18 protein-coding genes are annotated in these 20760 nt (G+C 64.2%); 10 read left to right on the top strand and 8 right to left on the bottom strand.

Annotated features, from left to right (window positions below):
- Window positions 1-271 precede the first annotated feature (271 nt).
- The 10 genes from ESP51_RS14965 (at window position 272) to ESP51_RS21195 (ending at window position 13504) form a co-directional block, all read left to right on the top strand.
- Entirely contained in the window at window positions 272-1657 is a 1386-nt protein-coding gene (locus ESP51_RS14965) for an MFS transporter (protein ID WP_129521696.1), read from the top strand.
- A 109-nt stretch (window positions 1658-1766) separates the two neighbouring features.
- A complete protein-coding gene (locus ESP51_RS14970; protein WP_129521697.1) occupies window positions 1767-4211 on the top strand; it encodes a glycoside hydrolase family 3 N-terminal domain-containing protein in 2445 nt (814 codons plus the stop codon).
- Window positions 4208-6292, top strand: a complete 2085-nt coding sequence (locus tag ESP51_RS14975; protein WP_129521698.1) for a hypothetical protein — start codon at window positions 4208-4210, stop codon at window positions 6290-6292. Before ESP51_RS14970 ends, ESP51_RS14975 begins: the two co-directional genes overlap by 4 nt.
- 42 nt (window positions 6293-6334) lie before the next feature.
- Window positions 6335-7354 carry an SDR family NAD(P)-dependent oxidoreductase gene (locus tag ESP51_RS14980; protein WP_129521699.1) on the top strand — a complete coding sequence of 340 codons (1020 nt, stop codon included), beginning with the start codon at window positions 6335-6337 and terminating at the stop codon, window positions 7352-7354.
- Window positions 7355-7385: 31 nt separating this feature from the next.
- Window positions 7386-8162 (top strand): SDR family NAD(P)-dependent oxidoreductase, encoded by a 777-nt coding sequence (locus tag ESP51_RS14985; protein WP_129521700.1) that lies wholly within the window; start codon window positions 7386-7388, stop codon window positions 8160-8162.
- Between the two features lie 61 nt (window positions 8163-8223).
- The gene (locus ESP51_RS14990) at window positions 8224-9456 is read left to right on the top strand and encodes a glycoside hydrolase family 1 protein (protein ID WP_129521701.1); all 1233 of its coding nucleotides are present in this window, start codon (window positions 8224-8226) and stop codon (window positions 9454-9456) included.
- A gap of 108 nt (window positions 9457-9564) precedes the next feature.
- On the top strand, window positions 9565-10173 hold the full coding sequence (locus ESP51_RS14995; RefSeq protein WP_129521702.1) for a GDSL-type esterase/lipase family protein: 609 nt from the start codon (window positions 9565-9567) through the stop codon (window positions 10171-10173).
- A 91-nt stretch (window positions 10174-10264) separates the two neighbouring features.
- Window positions 10265-12061, top strand: a complete 1797-nt coding sequence (locus tag ESP51_RS15000; RefSeq protein ID WP_129521703.1) for a glycoside hydrolase family 3 protein — start codon at window positions 10265-10267, stop codon at window positions 12059-12061.
- Between the two features lie 76 nt (window positions 12062-12137).
- The gene (locus ESP51_RS15005) at window positions 12138-13256 is read left to right on the top strand and encodes a GDSL-type esterase/lipase family protein (protein ID WP_129521704.1); all 1119 of its coding nucleotides are present in this window, start codon (window positions 12138-12140) and stop codon (window positions 13254-13256) included.
- A 113-nt stretch (window positions 13257-13369) separates the two neighbouring features.
- Window positions 13370-13504, top strand: a complete 135-nt coding sequence (locus ESP51_RS21195; RefSeq protein WP_277871085.1) for a hypothetical protein — start codon at window positions 13370-13372, stop codon at window positions 13502-13504.
- A gap of 27 nt (window positions 13505-13531) precedes the next feature.
- Here ESP51_RS21195 and ESP51_RS15010 read toward each other — a convergent pair whose 3' ends face one another.
- From ESP51_RS15010 to ESP51_RS15040, 8 genes are all read right to left on the bottom strand, one after another.
- Entirely contained in the window at window positions 13532-14197 is a 666-nt protein-coding gene (locus ESP51_RS15010; RefSeq protein WP_129521705.1) for a TetR/AcrR family transcriptional regulator, read from the bottom strand.
- A gap of 377 nt (window positions 14198-14574) precedes the next feature.
- The gene (locus ESP51_RS15015; RefSeq protein WP_129521706.1) at window positions 14575-15747 is read right to left on the bottom strand and encodes a thiolase family protein; all 1173 of its coding nucleotides are present in this window, start codon (window positions 15745-15747) and stop codon (window positions 14575-14577) included.
- A 10-nt stretch (window positions 15748-15757) separates the two neighbouring features.
- Complete coding sequence (locus ESP51_RS15020) at window positions 15758-16399, bottom strand: 3-oxoacid CoA-transferase subunit B (protein WP_129521707.1); 642 nt, start codon at window positions 16397-16399, stop codon at window positions 15758-15760.
- A complete protein-coding gene (locus tag ESP51_RS15025; protein WP_129521708.1) occupies window positions 16396-17142 on the bottom strand; it encodes a 3-oxoacid CoA-transferase subunit A in 747 nt (248 codons plus the stop codon). The genes ESP51_RS15020 and ESP51_RS15025 overlap by 4 nt, the downstream gene beginning before the upstream one ends.
- 22 nt (window positions 17143-17164) lie before the next feature.
- Window positions 17165-17305, bottom strand: a complete 141-nt coding sequence (locus tag ESP51_RS20670) for a hypothetical protein (protein ID WP_164990541.1) — start codon at window positions 17303-17305, stop codon at window positions 17165-17167.
- Window positions 17306-17314: 9 nt separating this feature from the next.
- A complete protein-coding gene (accC, locus tag ESP51_RS15030; protein WP_129521709.1) occupies window positions 17315-18682 on the bottom strand; it encodes an acetyl-CoA carboxylase biotin carboxylase subunit in 1368 nt (455 codons plus the stop codon).
- Window positions 18675-19217, bottom strand: a complete 543-nt coding sequence (gene accB, locus ESP51_RS15035) for an acetyl-CoA carboxylase biotin carboxyl carrier protein (RefSeq protein WP_129521710.1) — start codon at window positions 19215-19217, stop codon at window positions 18675-18677. The genes accC and accB overlap by 8 nt, the downstream gene beginning before the upstream one ends.
- The gene (locus ESP51_RS15040) at window positions 19207-20748 is read right to left on the bottom strand and encodes a pyruvate carboxylase (protein ID WP_129521711.1); all 1542 of its coding nucleotides are present in this window, start codon (window positions 20746-20748) and stop codon (window positions 19207-19209) included. Before ESP51_RS15040 ends, accB begins: the two co-directional genes overlap by 11 nt.
- Window positions 20749-20760: the final 12 nt, after the last annotated feature.

A 20760-nucleotide genomic window follows, 5' to 3' on the forward strand; every position in this document is an offset into this window, starting at 1 on the left:
CTTCGGTTCAAGGTTCTCCCATAACGATACCAAACTCGTACTGCGATTCGAGTTTGTGATATCGTCTCTGGAAAGTCGAAACATGATTCGAGTTGTGCTCGATGATGAACACATCTATCCGATGGATTCATCTCGCGGCCCGGCTCGGTCGAATTAGCAGTAGAAGTGTTCTCACTTACGTCTTGAGAGCTTCCGAGCAGAAGCCTCTCCGACTGGCCCACGAAGGGGGCCGGTGAACCACTCAGCTCAACTTCTGAACGAAGGAGTTCCGTTGTCCAATCGCCATTACCCCGAGATCGCGGAAGCATCCGGGCAGACCGGCCCCCCGTTGTCGCTACAGGCCAATATCGCCCTCGGCTCCGAAGAAGTGAGCGAGGCCGTGAGGGGCTTCGAAACGGATCCTCCGAAGATGCGCGCCCGAGAGCTGCTGGCACTTTTTCTGGCTCAGCTCACTGTCTTCATGGCTCTTGTGGTCCCGATGGCGTTCTCGCTCGCCATCAAGATCGGCGTGATGGACCCGGAAAATAAGGACACTCTCCTGGCGGTGGCGATCGGCACCGCCGGAACGGTGGTGCTGTTTACCAATCCGATCACAGGCGTGCTCAGCGATCGCACACGGTCGCGCCTCGGCCGCCGCCGCCCCTGGTTCTTCGGCGGTCTGATTGTGGGAACTGTCGGTTCTGTGATCATCGGCCTCTCGGCGTCGCCCTTGGTACTTATCGCCGGCTGGACCGTCGCGCTTGCCGGCTATTCCATGAGTAACCAGGCGATTCTCACCTATCTCGGGGACCGGCTGCCGGAAAGTCAGCGCGGCAAGGTGATGGGTGTCAGCGGCGCGATCACTCAGGTTGGCCCGATCCTGGGCATCGTCCTGGCAGGGGTCTTCACTTCACACCTCCTGCTGATGTTCCTCATTCCTGCAGGAATCGCGCTGCTGGGCAGCCTCTGGTTCACAGTCGCGATGAAAGACACGAAGTTCGAGGGTGAGCTTCCCGCTTTCCGTCTTGCGAGCCTCACCCGGGGCTTCTATTTCAACCCGCGCAAGCATTCGAACTTCGCTTGGGTGATCCTAAGCAAAGCGTTCATCTTCGTCTACCTTGCATTCACTGCCCTATACGCCCTGTACCTGCTCATGTCGCGGTTCGAACTCGATGCGCCTTCGGCTGCACCACTGATCAGCATCATCAGCCTGGGTGGCATCGTGTTGGGGATTGTCGGAGCGATCGGCGGCGGCATCCTGTCAGACAAGCTGCATTCGCGTAAGCCGTTCCTGATCATCAGCGCGGTTCTACTCGCGGCAAGCGCCGTCATCGTTGGAACCTCGGCCGACGTCGCAGTGTTCATTGTCGGGAGCCTCTTGTCCTCTCTCGGGATTGGAATCTATGGATCGGTCGATCAGGCTCTGGCTCTGGATACGTTGCCTAGCCAAGAGAACGAGAACGGCCGGTACCTGTCGATCTTCGGTCTCGCGAACGCGATCCCGCAGGCTGTCGGCCCGTTCCTCGCAGCCCTCGTGCTGTCCTTGGCTGGTGGTGACTACACCTGGGTCTACTTCGTCGGGGCAGGCGCCGCCGTGCTCGGAGCCTTGGCGATCATCCCGATCAGCGTCGGTCGGCGAGCGCTGCTCTCCACCACCAGTGTCAGAGCGATCTCGTGAAGAACCCTGCCCAGCACCACTAGAAGGTATCGCCAAGCGTTGCAACGCGCTGGAACCGCCACTGCTGCCGTCGCGGACCGCTGACGGTCGTCAATGAAATGAGCTCTAAATGACTACCCCGTCCCCTTCATCTCTTGACCGGGCGAACGAACTTCTCTCTCGGATGACATTGCTCGAGAAAGCCCAACAGGTGTCAGCCGTCATGCCCGGGGCACTCCTGGGGCCGGATGGACCCGACAGCCGGGTTCTCGACGGGCTCATGAAAGACGGCATCGGCCACGTGTCGAATCTCGCGATGATGGGCGCTTCGTCGCCACAGAACATCGCGAAAATCACCAACGTCGTTCAGCGGTATCTTCTCGAGAAGACTCGGCTTGGAATTCCAGCGATGTTCCACGCTGAAGCGCTGAACGGGTTCCTCGCGCCCGGGTATACCTCCTTCCCGACCGCCATCGGGCTGGCTGCGACCTGGAACCCGGATGCGGTCGAGGGCATGGCACGGGTGATCAGTCGGCAGATGCGCTCGGTCGGCTCATTCCAGGCACTGTCTCCCGTCATGGACATCGCACGGGACGCACGGTGGGGGCGCGTCCACGAGACCTACGGGGAGGACGTGTATCTCACGACGGCGATGAGTGTCGCGTTTGTCCGAGGGCTCCAAGGCGATGACCTCCGCACGGGGGTCTTGGCCACCGGCAAACATTTCCTCGGCTACTCCATGACGGAAGCCGGCCAGAACATGGCCGCAACCCAGCTCGGCGAGCGAGAGCTCTACGACGTGTACGCGACCCCGTTCGAGGCCGCCATCAAGCTCGCCGGGCTAGGAAGCATCATGAACTCGTACTCCGAGATCGACGGCGTTCCCGCCGGAGCCAGCCGATCGCTCCTCACCGATCTGCTCCGAGGCAGGATGGGCTTCGACGGCAGTGTCGTGTCCGACTACAGCACAGTGGAGTGGCTCGCGACGCGCCAATACGCCGCCGAGAGCCCTGCGGATGCGGGGGTGCTCGCCATCACGGCCGGGTTGGACGTGGAGCTCCCGCAAGTCGTCGGGTACGGTCACCACCTGGTCGACGCGGTCCAATCAGGGCATCTCGACGAGGACGTGCTTGATGACGCGGTCCGGCGTGTGCTGATGGACAAGTTCAAGCTGGGCCTGTTCGAGAACGCGTACGTGAGCGAAGACCCGATCGAGCTCGGCCGTATCGCGGGGGAGGGACATGCGCTCTCGCGGTCCTTGGCGGAGGAGTCGATCACCCTGCTCAAGAACGACGGTACCTTGCCCCTTTCGCGGGGCATGAGGATCGCCGTGATCGGCCCCAACGCCGACTCCGCGATGGTGAACTTCGCCGCATACACTTACCCGTCAAGCTTGGACATGACGAAGGGGATCGTGACCGGTGAATCCCGAATGGCGGGCGTGAGCACCATGTCCAACGATGCCGAGGTCAGCCCTGAGAAAGCCGCGGCAATGGCTGAGCGATACGCCCAGATCATGGCCATCGATACCGAAGCGCTCGTTCGCCTCGCCGACGGGGCGATGGATCTCGGAGAGGCCATCCTCGCCGCCTCGCCGGAGAGCTACGTCACGACCGTGACCGGCGTCAACATCCACCCCGACGACCCGCAGGATGTAGCGGCGGCCGTTGAGTCAGCCGCTGCAGCGGACGTCGTAGTGCTCGCACTCGGTGGTCGTGGAGGCTGGTTCGGCACTCGGATCACTGAGGGTGAGGGTACCGACGCCGCCAAACTCGAGTTGCCAACACATCAGGTCGATCTTGTTCGCGCGGTGGCCGCCACCGGTACGCCGCTGGTGGGAGTGTTCTATCAAGGGCGCCCACACGCCATAGCGGAGGTCGATGAGCTCCTCGCCGCATCGATCGTTGCGTACTACCCGGGCCCGCAGGGTGGCCAGGCGATTGCATCGGTGCTCTTCGGCGACATCAATCCGAGCGGCAAGCTTCCGTACACGATCCCTCGCGCAACGGGGCAGGTGCCGCTGTACTACAGCCAGAAGCGCGGCAGCGGCTACCGTCGCAGCGAGGGTGACATGTTCCGCAGCTACATCGATCTGGAGAACAGCCCGCTCTATCCGTTTGGGCACGGTTTGAGCTACACCTCCTTCGAGTACTCCAACCTGACCTTGGACAATGAAGCGGTCCCCGCCGATGGAGGCGCCGTCACGATCTCGGTGGACATCCGCAACGTGGGAGAACGCGCGGGCTCCGAGATCGCTCAGTTCTACGTGTCGCAGAAAGCCGTCGGGCTGACACGCCCCGCGCTGCAACTCGTCGGCTTCGCTCGAACCACCCTCCAACCGGATGATGCGGTGACCCTGTCGTGCACCGTGCAGGTCTCCCAGCTGGGCTTCACCGGGATCGACGGGCGCTTCGCCGTCGAACCGGGAACGGTTGAGGTAAGCATCGGATCGAGCTCATCCCAGCTCTCCCACCACTCGAGCTTCAGGATCGTCGGCGGCGCGGTCGACCTCGAGGGTCGGCGCGCGTACCTGAGCACCGCCTCAACCGCCGTCCTGGACCAAGCATCGCGATGACGATCGACCGACGAGCGGTCGTCGCCCGCCACGACGTGCGGCTCATCGCGCCGAACCCTCAGCAGGTGCTCTCTGTCGGCAACGGCGACTTCGCCTTCACCGCCGACATCACCGGCATGCAGACCTTCACGGATCATCACGATCCGCTCGCGGCGATGACCAGAGGCGAGGTGGCCGTGAACACCGCCACGATGTCGACGTGGGGCTGGCACAGCATGCCCAATCCCGAAGGCTTCCGCCTCGAGGATGCGATGACGACCTACGACTCACCTCGTGGACCGGTCGCCTACCCGGACAAGTACGACATGGAAGCAGCGATGGCCGGACGCGTCGACGACAAGCATCGCGCGGGGGCCTGGCTGCATGTCAACCCGCAACGCGTCGACCTCGGCCGAATCGGGCTCGTCCTGCGCCCGAGCGCACATGAGCCGGGGATCACCGATCCAGGTCAGATCACGGATGTCAATCAGCATCTTGATCTGTGGACCGGCACGATCCGGAGCGCCTTTTCCTACCTCGGCGAGCCAGTGGAAGTCATCACCGTCGCGTCGCCTGACGACGCTACGGTGGCGTTCCGCATCACCAGCCCCCTTCTCGTCGATCGGCGGGCCGCCGTGCGGTTCGCGTTCCCCTATCCCCATGACGGGTTCTTCCAGACCGACGATTGGGCCGCGACCGACCGGCATCAGTCGATGCTCACGGAGAACCGACCTGGGCACGCGGAGATCGCGCGAATCGCAGACGACACCCGGTACACGGTCACCGTGAGGTCAACGAACGGGGCCGTCGCTCATGAAGTGGACCCGCACGTGTTCCTCCTCACGGCCGACGCGGAAACCGTCGATGTGGTCGTGACCTTCTCATCCGAATCCAACGACGCACGCGTATCCGACCTGGACGCCGTCGCAGAGAGGGCCGTGCGGTCGTGGGAGGCGTTCTGGGTGTCGGGGGCAGCCATCGACTTCTCCGAGAGCACCGACCCGCGAGCCGTCGAGCTCGAACGCCGGATCGTGCTGTCGCAGTACCTCACTCGCGTGCATTCGGCCGGCGCGATGCCTCCGCAAGAGACCGGGCTCGTAACCAACTCGTGGCAGGGCAAGAGCCACCTTGAAATGCACTTCTGGCACGCCGCACATTTCGCCGCGTGGGGCCGACCTGAGCTCCTTGAACGCAGCCTTCCCTGGTACCGGGGGATCCTGGACGCCGCCCGCGCCACCGCGAAGTCCCAAGGTTATGCGGGCGCGAGGTGGCCAAAGCACGTCGGCCCGGATGGGCGGGAGAGCCCCAGCCCGATCGGGTCCCTCCTCATCTGGCAGCAACCCCATATCCTTCACCTCCTCGAGCTGGTGTGGCACGCCTCAAGCGAGAGCCGACGTACGGAAGTGCTCGACGAGTACGCCGAGATCGTCGAAGCGACCGCGGACTTCATGACGTCGTTCGCCGACCGACGCGACGGGCGGTTCCACCTCGGCCCGCCCGTCATGCCCGCGCAGGAGTTCTACGACGCCCGCTCAACCGCCGACCCCACGTTCGAGCTCAGCTACTGGTGGTGGGGCCTCGAGATCGCGCGCCGATGGTGGAACCGGACTGGACGCCCCGCTCGCCGCGATTGGCAAGAGGTCCAGGAGGCACTGGCCACCCCGCGCGTCGTCGAGGGACGTTATGCCGCCGTGGCATCAGAGGACGAAGTACGACGAGACGACCACCCGTCGATGCTCGCCGCGTTCGGTGTCGTGCCCCCGAACCCCCTGATCGACGCCTCGATCATGTCAGCCACCTTGGATGACGTCCTCGCGAACTGGGAATGGCCCTCCGCATGGGGTTGGGACTTTCCCATGATCGCGATGACCGCCATGCGCCTCGGGCGGACCGACGCGGCCATCGACGCCCTCCTCCGTGACGAGACGAAGAACCGATACTCGCCGGTCGGTCACAACCCGCAGATCGGCGGGATCCTCCCGCTGTACCTGCCCGGCAACGGCGGCGTCCTCCTCGCGGCGGCCCACCTCGCATCTTCCTCGGCGCACACCATGCCTCCCGGTTGGGTGCTGCACGCCGAAGGCTTCCCCCCACTTCCCTGACCGACGATCGGAAGCTGCGGAACCTACAAAGGAGAAGGATCAATGACTGAACAACTGCGCTTCGACGGACGTGTCGCCATCGTGACCGGGGCCGGGATCGGAATCGGCGCGGCCCATGCACGCTACCTCGCGGACCGTGGTGCGACCGTAGTCGTCAATGAACTTCCATCCAATCTGGCCCGAGCGGAGGCAGTACGCGACGACATACGTGCAGCGGGTGGCACCGCCATGGCCGTGGGGGCCAGGATCGGCGATGATGACGCTGCAGCGTCCCTCGTCGAGACGACGATTGCAGAGTTCGGGCGGATCGACATCCTGATCCACAACGCAGGCGTGCCCGCCGGTCATGTCATGGATGGTTCCGAACTCGTCCCCAACGCCCCAGCAGCGGGGTTGGACCTCTATTTCGACATCAACGTTCGCGGATCCCTGCAGCTCAACCGAGCCGCGTGGCCACACATGGTCAATCAGAAGTACGGGCGCATCCTGTTCACATCGTCTGCCGTCGGAACGGGATTCTGGTACGGCCCGACCGGTTACGAGCTCGACTACGCGGTCTCGAAGCTCGCCGTCTTCGCCGCCGCTCGACAGGTCGCAGCCGCCGGCGAAGAGCACGGAATCATCGCCAACACGCTCATGCCGTGGGCGTTCACCGAGACCGTTGGCGCCAGTGGCGGAGGCGAGAAGACAGAACTCATCACCTTCATGAGAAGCACGCTTCAGCCCGACAAGGTCGCGATCGCGATCGCGCCCCTGCTCCACGAGAACGCGCCAACCAGTGGCGAAGCATTCACCGCCGGCGGCGGACGAATCGCTCGCGTGTTCCTCGCCGGCACCCGCGGATACTTCAACCCAGACCTGACCAGCGAGGACGTCATGACGAACTGGGACCAGATCATGGGCGCCACCGATCCGTCAGGCGCCCTACTGGACATCTTCGAACAGAGCCAGCCCCGGGAGGAACGACTCTTCTTCAAAGCTCTCGAGCTCGGGCGCACGCCGGACCTGAAGTGGATCGCCGAGCAGCCGGTGAAGGAGTCCACGCGATCGGCCGCCCGCTGAACACCCCCCAGAACAGCTTCGAAAGGAACCGATGTCGTACACACACTCTGAATCCCTCGCCGGCAAGGCCGTCATCGTCACGGGAAGCGGCCGTGGCGTCGGCCGCGGAATCGCCCGTTCCCTGGCGCGCAACGGTGCCCGGCTACTGCTCACCGACATCCTCGCCGAGGCCGTCGCCGACGCCCGAGATGAGCTGACAACGCAGGGGGCGGAGGTGCGCAGCATCGCTGCCGACCTGCGAGACCCCGATGCGGCGGACAAGATCGTCGATGCCGCGCTTGAACACTTCGGTCGCGTGGACGGTCTCGTCAACAACGCCATGGCGATCAAGCCCCCCTCGCCATTCGCCTCCCAGTCTGCTGACGACTTCGACCTGGCTTCCGACACTGGCCCTCGTGCAACCTTCCTCCTCATGAAGGCCGCCTACCCGCACCTCGTCGCCGCCGGTGGCGGCTCGATCGTGAATTTCGGGTCCGGAGCAGGCTCCGCAGGCGAGCCAGGCTTCGCCGCCTACGGTGCTGCCAAGGAAGCGATCCGAGGTCTCACCCGAGTCGCCGCACTGGAATGGGGTCCCGACAACATCCGCGTGAACGTCGTGCTGCCCTTTGCCAAGACCGAGGGCGTGGAAACCTGGGAGCAGGCCGATCCCGTCGGGTTCCGAGCGGTCGTCGACGCTGTGCCGCTCAAGCGCGTCGGTGACACCGAGAAGGATGTCGGCGCCCTCGTATCGTTCCTGCTCGGCGATGACTCGACGTATCTCACCGCCCAGTCGATCTATGTGGCCGGGGGTTCCGGGGTATTCCGCTGACGATCGCGACGCCCTTCCCCACTAACTAGCTCTCACCCATCTCAAAGAACAAGGATTTGACATGAACCACCTTCCCGCCAGCTTCCTCTGGGGAGCCTCGACCGCTCCACACCAGATCGAGGGCAACAACATCAACAGCGACTGGTGGGCGCGTGAAGCGATGATGCCCGGCATGGAGCCCAGCGGCGACGCCGTCGACAGCTACCACCGTTATCGCGAAGACATGGAGCTACTGGCGCACGCGGGCTTCAACGCGTACCGCTTCGGCATCGAGTGGGCGCGGATCGAGCCGCGTCCCGGACAGATTTCACGGGCCGAGCTCGCACATTACCGACGCATGATCGACACGGCCCTCGAGCTCGGCCTGGAGCCGGTAATCACGCTCCAGCACTTCACGACGCCCGCCTGGTTCGCCGCAGAGGGAGGCTGGCTCAGCGACCGAGCGATCGACCGCTTCCAATCCTTCGTAACCACCGCCACGCAAATCCTCGGCGGGGTCAACTGGGTGGCCACAATGAACGAGCCCAACATGCAAGCGATGACAATCATGATCCAGGAGGCATACCAGTCCGGGCACCTCGCAGAGTGGCAGAGCCCGACCGTGGACGGCGAGGCGCAGCGCGAGCGGATCGCCGCGAACTTGCCTGTGCCGGAGCCTCGGATCGGCCACAGGATGGTCGAACTGCACCACGCAGTCCGGGACATCGTTCGTGAACACACCGATGCAAAGGTCGGCTGGACGATCGCCAACCCGGCGCTGACACCCACTCCCGGGAACGAGGACAAGCTCGTCGAGGTGCGCTACGCACAGGAGGACCTTTACCTCCAGGGGTCACGCGGCGACGACTGGGTCGGCGTCCAGTCTTACTCCAGCCAGCAGGTCGACCAGAACGGCATCGTCCCGCACCCCGAGCACCCTGACAACACACAGACCGGCGCGGCATACCGACCGGACGCCCTCGAGATGGCGGTGCGCCACACCTGGGAAGTCACCAAACTCCCAATTCTCGTCACCGAGAACGGCATCCCCACCGGCGATGACGACCGCCGCATCGCGTACACCACCGAAGCCCTTCGCGGGATGATGGCCGCCATCGACGACGGAGCGGATGTGCGCGGCTATCTGCATTGGAGCCTGCTCGACAACTACGAGTGGGGCCACTGGCACCCGACGTTCGGCCTCATCGCGGTCGACCGGGAAACCTTCGAGCGAAAGCCCAAGCCGAGCCTCACCTGGCTCGGTGACATCGCTCACACGAACGGCGCCTCCCTTACCGAAGCGCTCACGAGCTGATGCCCCTTCGTCCTCTGCGAAACGTGTCCATTGGCTTACGCACGCCACGTTAGAGCCAATGTGGCAGGCACCGACCTACACCGCTAACACCGGAATGGAAATACCCTCATGTCATTTCTGCAGAGACTCATTTACAAGAAGTTCCTGGAGCCTGCCCATCAGATGAAGGTGTCTCAGTTCGAAGAACTCACACCCCCGCCCGGAGCCGTCGTCTTCTTGGGCGACAGCATTACTGCCGGCGGCGCATGGCATGAGTGGTTTCCCACGCACTCGGTCGTCAACCGGGGGATCGACGGCGACACCTCCGCGGGTGTTCGCAAGCGGGTCGGAGTCACGCTTAACAACGCTCTCGCTGCGGTGTCGCTGCTCATCGGGACCAACGACATTACTTGGGGGCGAAAGAATGCCGAGATTCTCGCCGATCTCCGGGCGACCCTGGCGACGATCCGCGAACAAGCGCCCGAAGCACGGATCTTGCTGCATGGCATCATGCCGCGCCAAGCGAAATTCCGCGACCGCATCGACGATCTGAACACCGACTATCGGCGGATTGCTGAAGACACGGACGGCGCCGTGTACGTGGATCTTTGGCCGACGCTCGCGAGCGGTGACTCCTTGCGCGCCGACTTCACCCTCGACGGGCTTCACCTCAACGGCGCAGCCTACCGTGCTTGGGCCGATGCGATTCGGCCGCTTCTTCCGCCGATCGAGCGCTGACTAACGTCCGCGCTGACCATTCCCTCCACCCATACGAATCCAGGCGTCTTCTCGTGCTCGAGACGACCCCGACAGACATTCGAGGAATGCAATGTCCACTTCACAGGCTGCTCAATACCCTTACCAGGATTCCTCCGTCCCGACCGATCGTCGGGTCGAGGATCTCTTGTCCCGCATGACGCTTCAGGACAAGGCCGGGCTCATGTTTCAGCCGCTGGCTCCGATGACGATGGATCTGGAAGAGCAAGGAATGTTCAATTCCCCATCGTTGAGGGCGATTCTTGACAGCCGGATCAATCACGTCAACATCCTGCAGGGATCGACGGCGCGCGAGATCGCGCAGTGGCACAATCTCATCCAGCGGGAGGCATTGAAGACGCCGTTGGGTATTCCTTTCACGGTGTCCTCCGATCCGCGTCATTCGTTCTCTGATAACCCCGCGGCCGCGCTCATCGCCGGCCCATTCTCACAGTGGCCGGAACCTCTCGGCTTTGGAGCGTTGGATGACCCAGAACTCACGGAGAGGTTCGCTGACACGGTCCGACGGGAATATCTGGCAACCGGGATTCGACTCGCTCTCCACCCGCAGATTGACCTCGCCACCGACCCCCGATGGGCGCGGGCAAGTGGAACATTCGGAGAGAGCGCCAATGTCGCCGGTCGACTGGGAGCAGCGTACGTTCGGGGCCTGCGCGGAGACGGTGGTTCGACCAAGTCTGTGTCGTCGATGGTCAAGCACTTCCCGGGCGGCGGCCCACAGCTCGACGGCGAAGACCCCCACTTCGAATACGGGCGGGAACAGGTGTACCCCGGCGGTCAGTTCGACCTCCACCTTCAGCCCTTCCTTGACGTGTTCGCCGCGGGCGCGACGCAGGTCATGCCGTACTACGGCATGCCGGTGGGCACTGAGTATGAAGAAGTCGGTTTCAGCTTCAACAAGGGCATCGTCACGGGTCTGTTGCGGGAGAAGCTCGGTTTCGACGGCATCGTCTGCACCGATTGGGGAATCCTGTCGCGAACCTTCTGGGGGGTGGAGCATCTCTCGGTCGAGGAGCGCATGGTCAAGGCCTTGGATGCAGGCGTGGACCAGTTCGGTGGTGACTCCGAACCGTCGATCCTGGTGAAACTCGTGAATTCCGGCGCCGTGGCAGAAGCGCGACTGGACGTTTCCGTGCGGCGGCTGCTGCGCGAGAAGTTCGAGCTCGGGCTCTTCGACGACGCTAGGTTCGTGGACGTCGACGCTGCGGACGCGCTCGTTGGAGCGGCCGACGCTCTCGAGGCGGGACTGGCTGCGCAGATGGCCGCGCACGTCGTCCTCAAGAATGCGGAGGGCGTGGCGCATCTGCCCCTCTCGGGGCAGCCGAAGTTGTACGTCGAGGGCGTGGACCCCCAAACATTCACCGGATGGGCGCACATCGTGCCGTCGCCGGACGAAGCGGATGTCGCCATCATCCGAACCGTTGCGCCGTGGGAGCAACGCGGCAAGCCGGGGGAGCTGGAGTCCTTCTTCCACGCCGGCTCGCTCGAATTCCACGACGCAGAGCTCGAGCACCTGCGCGACATCGCCAGGAGGGTACCGACGATCGTGGACGTGTATCTCGACCGGCCTGCCATCCTTGCCCCCGTCGCCGATGTTGCTTCCGCGCTCACGGTCAACTTCGGTGCATCCGCAGAAGCATTCGCTGCCATCCTCTTCGGTGCCTCGCAGCCGAAGGGCAAGCTCCCGTTCGACATCCCCTCGTCGATGGCGGCGGTTGAGGCGAGTCGTCCTGACGTGCCGTTCGACACCGCCGAGCCCACCTATCGATTCGGCGACGGCCTTCGCTTTGATGCGTGGGCGCCCGCGGAGCGTCCCGATCTGTCGTCAACTTCGATCCGAATGAACTGACCGAGCGAATCATGGCATTTGACCTCTCGTCCACGGAGCGAGTCCCCCTTTGAGCACGGAAAGTAGGTCGAACCTCATGAAGCCCAATGCCGCCGACTGGAAGGCGAGCTGGACGCAAGCCGTGACCGATATCCGGGGCGCGGCACCTACAGTGCGTGACGTCACCTTGCGGCTGGAGGTTCAGCTCGCGCTCGACGCCACTCCGGTGCGTTTCGTGCTGTCCAATCGCTTCGGCACGGAACCGGTGCTCATCGGCCAGGCCGCCGTCGTGACGGAGGATGCGAGTGCGCAGGCGACCTTCGATGGACGACCGACGGTCGAGATCCCTCCAGGCGTCGACTTGGCGAGCGACCCGGTCGAGGTCACGGCGATCGCGGGGCGCGATCTCTTCCTGCCCGAGGAGACTTCGCTCTCGACCGGGAACATCGGGGGGTGCACATGGAGCATCTCCGAGGTGGGCAACCATGCCGGGCGCACGGACCTCGTGACATTGCCCGCGCCGACAGCGACAAGCCCCGACGGAGTGGAATACGCATTGCCGACGCCTCTGCTTCGGGCTGTTGAGGTAGCGGGTGCCGAAGCCCGCAGCGTGGTGGTTTGTCTGGGCGACTCGATCACCGCGGCGGGCTGGCCGAACCGGGCCTCCGTCCTCCTCGCAGGCCGGGGTGTTGCGCTTGTGAACCGGGGTATTCCGGGGAATCGTCTCCGTCAGGATGGTGCAGGTTCGGCCGGTGGGTTCTTCGGCCGTTCCGGACTGGCGCGCTTCGATGACGATGTGCTCGGCACGTCAGGGGTCACCCACGCGCTCATCGCGCTCGGCACCAACGACCTCGGCCACCCCGGCACTCCGAACGCGCCCGGTGAAGCCGTTCCCTCGGCGAGCGACCTCATCGGTGCCTTCGAGACGCTGGTGAAGCGATGCCGAGAAGCCCGGATCTCCCCGGTTCTCGCCACGATTACACCCTTCTTGTCCGCCGCGGGCTATAACACCCAACGAGACACGATCCGCCAAGAGGTCAACGAGTGGATCCGTTCAAGCGCGCGAGCCGACATCGTGCTCGATTTCGATGGCGCACTTCGTTCTCCGACCGATCACACAGCACTCGCCGCTGAGTACGACAGCGGGGATCACCTTCACCCCAGCGACGCCGGACAGGACCGGCTTGCCAAGGAGGCGGCGAACGCCTTCAGCTGAACCAAACCAAGAGCCGCCGGGCCAGGACCTTGGTCGAGCCCTCATTAGATAGGGCGCCGACCCTCGAATCCAGATTCGAAGAGATGGCCGAACGAGGGCATCTCAAAACGCGAATGAGTCCGGAAGCCCTGGCCTTCGCGGTCATCGCGATACTCCACGGCCTGCAGATCCAGTGGCTCTACGAGAGAGACAACTTCCGCATGGAAGACGTCTTCCAGCAGTTCCTCTCCGGGATCAGCTTCCCCTGACCACTGATACACACGGACCGGGAAGCATCAGGGGTGTCGCGAGATCATTCGAAGGGCCATCGCGCCGTACTCGGCAGACGCATGGTCGAGGCTTGCAAGGGCCGTACCATCGAACATCTGAAGGGCCGTGCCCGAATCGGAGAGTTCGACCCACTCCCGCCGATGAAGGAACGAAGTCGCCAGCCGAGTCCCTAACTCCAACAAGGCGACCGTTGCGAGAAGAGGATCTGCGGTGACTTCGAACTCTCCGCGCCGCTGTCCGTCCTCGACGAGAGACCGCAACTGCGTGAAGTGAGCGTTCTGAAGCTGCTCTACCTTCGCCAGGCTGTCCGAATCGAGAGAGAGTTTCTCCCTGTCTGTGATCGCTGCTTGCCGACCATGCCTGAGCAGATAGCCCAGTCGCGCGGTTGCTGCCGCGTACAGCGCTTCGCTCGCTGTCTCGTGATTTCTGACGGCCTTGTCGTAAACCTCGAGTGTCTCGAGCTCGTAATTGACGATGATGTCGGCAAGAATCGTCTGTTTCGAAGGCCAGTGGTTATACAGGCTCGCGGGAACGAGGCCGACCGCAGCGGCGATCTGCTCCATTCCCGTGCCGGTGTAGCCTTGCTGAGCAAAGAGCGTGATTGCGGCATCTTTGATTTCGGCCCGTCTCGTCCCGGTTCTGCGTCGTTCCGTTACTTCTCCAGCGGGCATGCCGAAATCCTACCTCTCGCGTGCTCCTTCAAACGGGCCTTAATCCCGGTCCCCCACGGCCGAGGCCTAAAGTGCGCCGCTCGCCAATCGTGCCGCTGAAGCGGTGAGGACCGGGGGTCTTGACTCCGTCTCGTCGTTGTCAGTTGCCAGTGGCCATGACGCCCAGAGGAGAGGAAAAGAAGTCCTGCGTGCCGCGAGCCTCGCTCGCTTCGATCGAGTTGGTGTCCAAGCTTGTCGTACGGGTTCGAAGCCGCCCTACAACGAGCCTGGACGACTGGCTACTGGGCGAATTCGAGATCGAGGGGAAGCTGCTCGAGGACAGACATCGTTCGCGTGTAGCCGTCGATGAGCCCCGGCCGGGTACGGTTTCCCCCGGGTCAGGTGCGTTCCAACACGACGGCGAGCCCCTGGCCGACGCCGATGCAGATCGCCACCACGGCTACACCAGCTCCTCGACGAGCGAGTTCGTGCGCCGCATGACCGATGATTCGTCCGCCCGACGCACCAAGCGGGTGTCCGATCGCGAGAGCTCCACCATGGATGTTGAGCCGTGTCGGGTCGAGGTCGCCCCACCCCTTAAGGCACGCCAGCGACTGTGAGGCGAACGCTTCGTTCAGCTCGACGAAGTCGACGTCAGCCCACGATCGGCCCGCTCGGGCTAGGGCCTTATTCGCCGCCTCGATAGGGGCGATCGGGAAGTCCTGAGGATCGACCCCGTGCGCTGCTCGGCTGGCGATCCGCGCTAGCGGCTCGACGTCGAACGCACCTTCGCCGGCGACCAGCACTGCGGAGGCGCCGTCGTTGATGGAGGAGGAGTTCCCTGCGGTGACGCTGCCACCGGCGGCGAATAGGGGCTCGAGCGCGGCCAGCTTGTCAATCGTTGTGCCGTCGCGAATGCCCTCATCGCGCACCAACGGGGCCCCCGGCACCTGCACGATTTCACCGTTGTAGACCCCAGATGCCCACGCTTCTGCGGCGAGCCGGTGCGACCGGGCCGAGAACTCGTCCTGGGCGTCACGCCCGATGTTCCAGGTGCGGGCGATGTGCTCTGCTGCCTCGCCGTTGCTGATCGTCCATTCTGTCGGGAGGGCGGAGTTTGTCATCCGCCAGCCGATCGAGGTATTCCAGAGTGTCTGGTTGCCGGTCGCTGGCCACGGTTTGGGGGACTTCTCCACCACATAGGGGGCGCGGCTCATAGATTCCACGCCTCCCGCGAGAATGACGTCAGCGTCACCAACCTCGACGGCACGAGAACCCTGGATCACGGCTTCGAGCGACGATGCGCAGAGCCGGTTGACGGTGCTGCCGGTCACGGACGTCGGCAAGCCCGCGAGGAGTGCGCCGAAACGGGCGACGTTGCGGTTGTCTTCTCCCGCCTGATTGGCGTCGCCGAAGATGACGTCATCGATTCGGGTCGGGTCCAGGCCGGTGCGCTCGACGATCGACGCAACTACGACAGCGGCGAGGTCATCGGGCCGCACTCCGGAGAGGGCACCGCCGGCCCGCCCGAACGGAGTGCGCACGGCGTCGAACACAAAGCTCGCGGTCATCGGGGTCTCTTCACTTCAGGTTCAGGCCGGTGAGATCCTCGAGGGCCTCCACCGTGTTGTCTCCGAACAGTTCCCGCACCCGGAACGTGTTCCCGATGACGTCGAAGACTGCGTAGTCGGTGTAAACCCGAGACACGCAGCCGACACCGGTGAGCGGATAGGTGCACTCCGTCACCAACTTCGACTCTCCGGATTTTGCGAGCAGGTCGGTCATGATCCACACGTTCCTCGCACCAATGGCGAGGTCCATCGCCCCGCCGACAGCCGGGATCGCGTCGGCCGCCCCGGTGGACCAGTTTGCGAGATCGCCGTTGCTGCCCACCTGGAAGGCACCGAGCACGCAGATATCGAGGTGCCCGCCGCGCATCATGCCGAATGAGTCCGCGTGATGGAAATAGGCGGCGCCGGCGAGGGCGGTCACAGGCTGCTTGCCTGCGTTGATGAGGTCGGGGTCGACAGATCCGACCGCGGGCGCTGGCCCCATGCCGAGCAGCCCGTTCTCGGTGTGCAGGATGATCTCGAGGTCGGCCGGCAGATAGTTCGCCACTAGTGTCGGCGCCCCGATGCCGAGATTCACGTAGGCGCCTTCAGGGATGTCCTCGGCGATGCGCTGTGCGAGCTCCTGCCGACTGACCCGGCTCGAGGCGCTCATCGAGACGCTCCTGACCCGGAAAGGGGATTGCCATCAATATCCACACCACCGACGAATCCGCCATCCCGAACCCACGACCGCGGACCGACTGCCACCACCCGGTTGGTGAAGATGCCCGGCGTCACCACCGCTTCGGGATCAAGTGCGCCGAGTTCAACCAACTCGTCCACTTGAGCCACGGTCGTGCCGGCGGCGGCCGCCATGATCGGGCCGAAGTTGCGAGCGGTTTCGCGGTATACCAAGTTCCCCCACCGGTCGCCCCGGTGGGCGGAAATCAGGGCGTAGTCAGCCCGAACCGGGTACTCGAGTGCGTAGCGACGGCCGTCGATGGTTCGTTCCTCCTTGCCCTCAGCGAGTTGCGTACCCACCCCCGTCGGGCTGAAGAAGCCGCCGATCCCCGCACCCGCGGCCCGAATGCGCTCAGCCAAGTTGCCCTGAGGTACGAGCTCGAGCTCGATCTCTCCCGCCCGGTAGAGACCGTCGAACACCCAGGAGTCGTGCTGACGCGGAAACGAGCAGATGATTCTTCGCACCCGCCCCTTCGCCAGCAGCGCTGCGAGACCGGTATCGCCGTTGCCTGCATTGTTGCTCACGATCGTGAGATCACCCGCGCCCTGCTCGATGAGGGCGTCGATCAACTCGACCGGCTGGCCGGCCCGCCCGAAGCCGCCGATCATTACCGTCGAACCGTCGGCGATGCCGGCCACCGCCTGGGCGACATCGGTCACCGTCTTGTCGATCATCGTCGCTGCCTGATCGCCTGTGTCAGCCGCGCTTGGTGCGGTCGGTAGCAGGAGCGACGCCAGCGAGCACAAGGCCAGCGTCAACGGCGAACACCCGGGATCTGGTGGGGCGGTCGACGAGATCGGCGAGGACGGGGCGGCGAACCGCGGTGGTGATCGACATAAGGTCTCCTTAGGAGAGGACTGGGGGAGTTGCGGAGAGGAGTTCGGTGACGAAGGCAGTGTTGAAATCGCCGCTGCGGAACTCGGGGCTGTCGACGATGCGCTTCTGCAGCGATGCCGTCGTGATGATGCCGTCGACGACGAGATCGTCGAGAGCACGGAGGGTGCGGGCGATCGCTTCGTCGCGGTCGGCGCCCCAGCAGATGAGTTTGCCGATCATCGAGTCGTAGAACGGCGGGATGACGTAGCCCGACTCGATGTGGGTGTCCATGCGGATGCCGAACCCGCCCGGCGGCCGGAAGTTCGCGATGGTGCCAGGGTTGGGAGCGAAGTTGTTGTCGGGATCCTCCGCGTTGATGCGGCACTCGATGGCGTGGCCGCGGATGAGCACGTCGTCCTGGGTGAGGCTCAGGGGAAGTCCACCCGCGATCTGCAGCTGCAGCTTGATGAGGTCGATGCCCGACACCATCTCCGAGACCGGGTGCTCCACCTGGATGCGGGTGTTCATCTCGATGAAGTAATAGGTGCGCTCGATGTTGTCGAACACGAACTCAACCGTGCCGGCGTTCTTGTAGCCGACCTCCCGGCAGAGCGCGATCGCCGCATCGGCGAGACCCTGCCGCAGCTCGGCATCCAGCACCGGCGACGGCGCCTCCTCCACGAGCTTCTGGTTGCGCCGCTGAGCGGTGCAGTCGCGCTCCCCGAGGTGTAGCACGGTGCTGCCGTCGGAGATCACCTGGATCTCGATGTGTCGGATGTCGGTGAGGTAGCGCTCGATGTACACCGAGGGGTCGCCGAACGCGACCTCGGCCTCCGACATGATCTCCGCGAGGTCCTTTTCCAGCGTGGCCGCCGTCTCGACGACACGCATGCCACGGCCGCCGCCGCCGGCGGCGGCCTTGATCAGCAGCGGGTAGCCCACCTCGCTCGCTACGGCGAGAGCCTCGCGGTACTCGGCGATGGCCCCCTCCGAGCCGGGAACGGTGGGCACTCCGGCACGCCGGGCGATCTTCTTCGCCTCGATCTTGTCGCCCATGCTTCGGATGACATCGGCGGCCGGCCCGACGAAGCCCACTCCTTCCTGTTCGCAGAGGGCTGCGAAGTCGGCGTTCTCGGAGAGGAACCCGTAGCCGGGGTGGATGGCGTCGACCCCGTAGGCCAGCGCCGCACTCACCACGGCTTGGGCGTTCCGGTAGCTCGCGTTCACCTTCGCGGGGCCGATGCACACGGCCTTGTCGGCGAATTTCACCGGCAGCGAGAGCGCGTCCGCTTCCGAATACACGAGAACGCTGCGCATTCCGAGTTCTTTGCAGGCCCGGATGATGCGCAATGCGATCTCACCCCGGTTGGCGATGAGCACGCTCCTGAGTTCAGCCATGGCGTCGGATCACCATCAACGGCTGGCCGTATTCGACCGCTTGCTCGTTGTCGACCAGGATGCGAGCGACGCTGCCTGTGACCTTCGCCTCGATGTTGTTCATCAGCTTCATCACCTCGACGATGCCGAGCACGGTGTCGTCGGTGACGGTGTCGCCGATCTGCACGAAAGGCGGGTCGCCCGGCTTGGGCGAGCCGTAAAAGACGCCGACCATCGGCGCCTTGATCAGCACCTCGTCGGCGGCCAGATCACCCGTCGACCCCGGAGTGTTCGATGCGGGGGAGGCCACAGGCGGAGCGACCGGAGCCGCGACCGCTGCGACCGCCGCGGGGGCCGGGGCTACCGGGGCCGGGGCTACCGGGGCCGGGGCTACCGGGGCCGGGGCGGCCCCCGCGGGCGCAGGAACCTGCCGGTCGCGCGAGATGAACAGCTCCACGCCACCGATGGCTACTGAGAGCTCGCGCACGTCCTCGCTGAAGTTCACCCAGTCGACGAGTGCCCGGAGTTCCTTGATGTCAGGTTGGTCAAGCGACATGCTCGCTCTGTCCTTTCTCGATGCGGATCCGCAGATCTCCCGCGGTCAGTGACTGGGTACCTGTGGTGCTCTTGGCCGACAGTGATTTGACGAGGTCGAGCACCGACCCGTATGTCTCGTCGGGGTTTCCTCCGGCGGCGACGGTGCGGAGCATCTCGTCGACCTGCGAGCCTGCGAACATCGCCCGCAGCAGCACCAGATCAATGCCCTCATCCGGATACCGTTCCCGGAGGCCTGGGAGCATCGGTTCGATCGGCGAGGGAACGAGGGCGATCGACGAGGACCCGTTGGCGATGATCTTCTCAAGCACATCGGGAGCGATCGGCCCCAGCAGCTCGCCGTAGTAGCCGAGAGCGTACTTTTTGATCTCGTTTGGCACCAACTTGTAGCGCTCACCCGAGATGACGTTCATCACCGCTTGGGTTCCGACGAACTGTGCGAACGGTGTAATCATGATCGGGAAGGCCAGCTCTTCACGCACCTTTGCCACCTCGTAGAGCAGTTCGGTGAAGCGGTGCGACAGTCCTGCCGTGGCCAGCTGGGAGTGGAAGTTCGAGAGCATGCCACCGGGCAGCTGATGCATGAAGTGCAGGCCGTTGTAGGCCACCGGGTGGCCGACCGGCTTGCCTTCCGCCTCGGCGATGGCGATCAACTGCTGCGAGATGGCTTCAATCCGCTGGTCGTCTACATTCACCACGTAGCCGAGGGCGCGCAGGTCGCTGACGATGTCCTGGGTTGAGGGTTGAGCGGCGCCGTTTGCCATGGGCGCGACCGAGGTGTGCAGCGCATCGGCACCCAACTCCACCGCCTCCAGGTAGACCAGTGGGGCGAGGCCGGTGAGGCAGTGGCTGTGGATTTCGAGCGAGCGGTCGCCGATCACCGCCTTGAGGGCGGGTACCAGGGTGCGGATGCGGTCTGGCGTAAGTAAGCCGCCCGCATCTTTCAGCATGATCGCGTCGACATCAGCCTTCTCGATAAGTTCGATGGCCTTTGCGACGAAGAGGTCGTCGGTGTGCACCGGGCTCTCACAGAACGAGACAGCCCCGAAGGTCGAAGCCCCGAGCTGCTTGGCGCGGATGAGCCCTGGTGCGATGTTGTCAACGTCGTTGAGCCCGTCGAACGATCCGATTACCCGGAAGCCGTTCCGGTAGAGGTTTTCCACCCACGCGTCGATTACGTCATCAGCGAGAAAGTCGAAGGCGGCAATGTTCTTGGACCGGATCAGGGCCCGGAATGTGCTGTCCGGAGCGTGCTGGTGCGCGAGCCGCACACGCTCCCACGGGTCCTCTTTGAGGTAGCGCACGGCGACATCGAACTGGATGGGCGCCACAAGGTCGACGTGCGCGAATCCCACCTCATTGAATTCGGGTGCCATCTGCACAATGTGCTCCGTGCGCATCCGCGTCGCCCACAGGCTCTGGTGAGCGTCGCGCAGTGTGGTGTCAATGATCCTGATCTCGCGCCGGCTGCCAGCAGGCCGCCCTCCAGCGGCCATCACCGTGGTGATCGACTCGCGTTCGCCCGTCGCCATGGGTTCAACTCC

Source organism: Agromyces albus (assembly GCF_004134825.1).
GTDB lineage: Bacteria > Actinomycetota > Actinomycetes > Actinomycetales > Microbacteriaceae > Agromyces > Agromyces albus.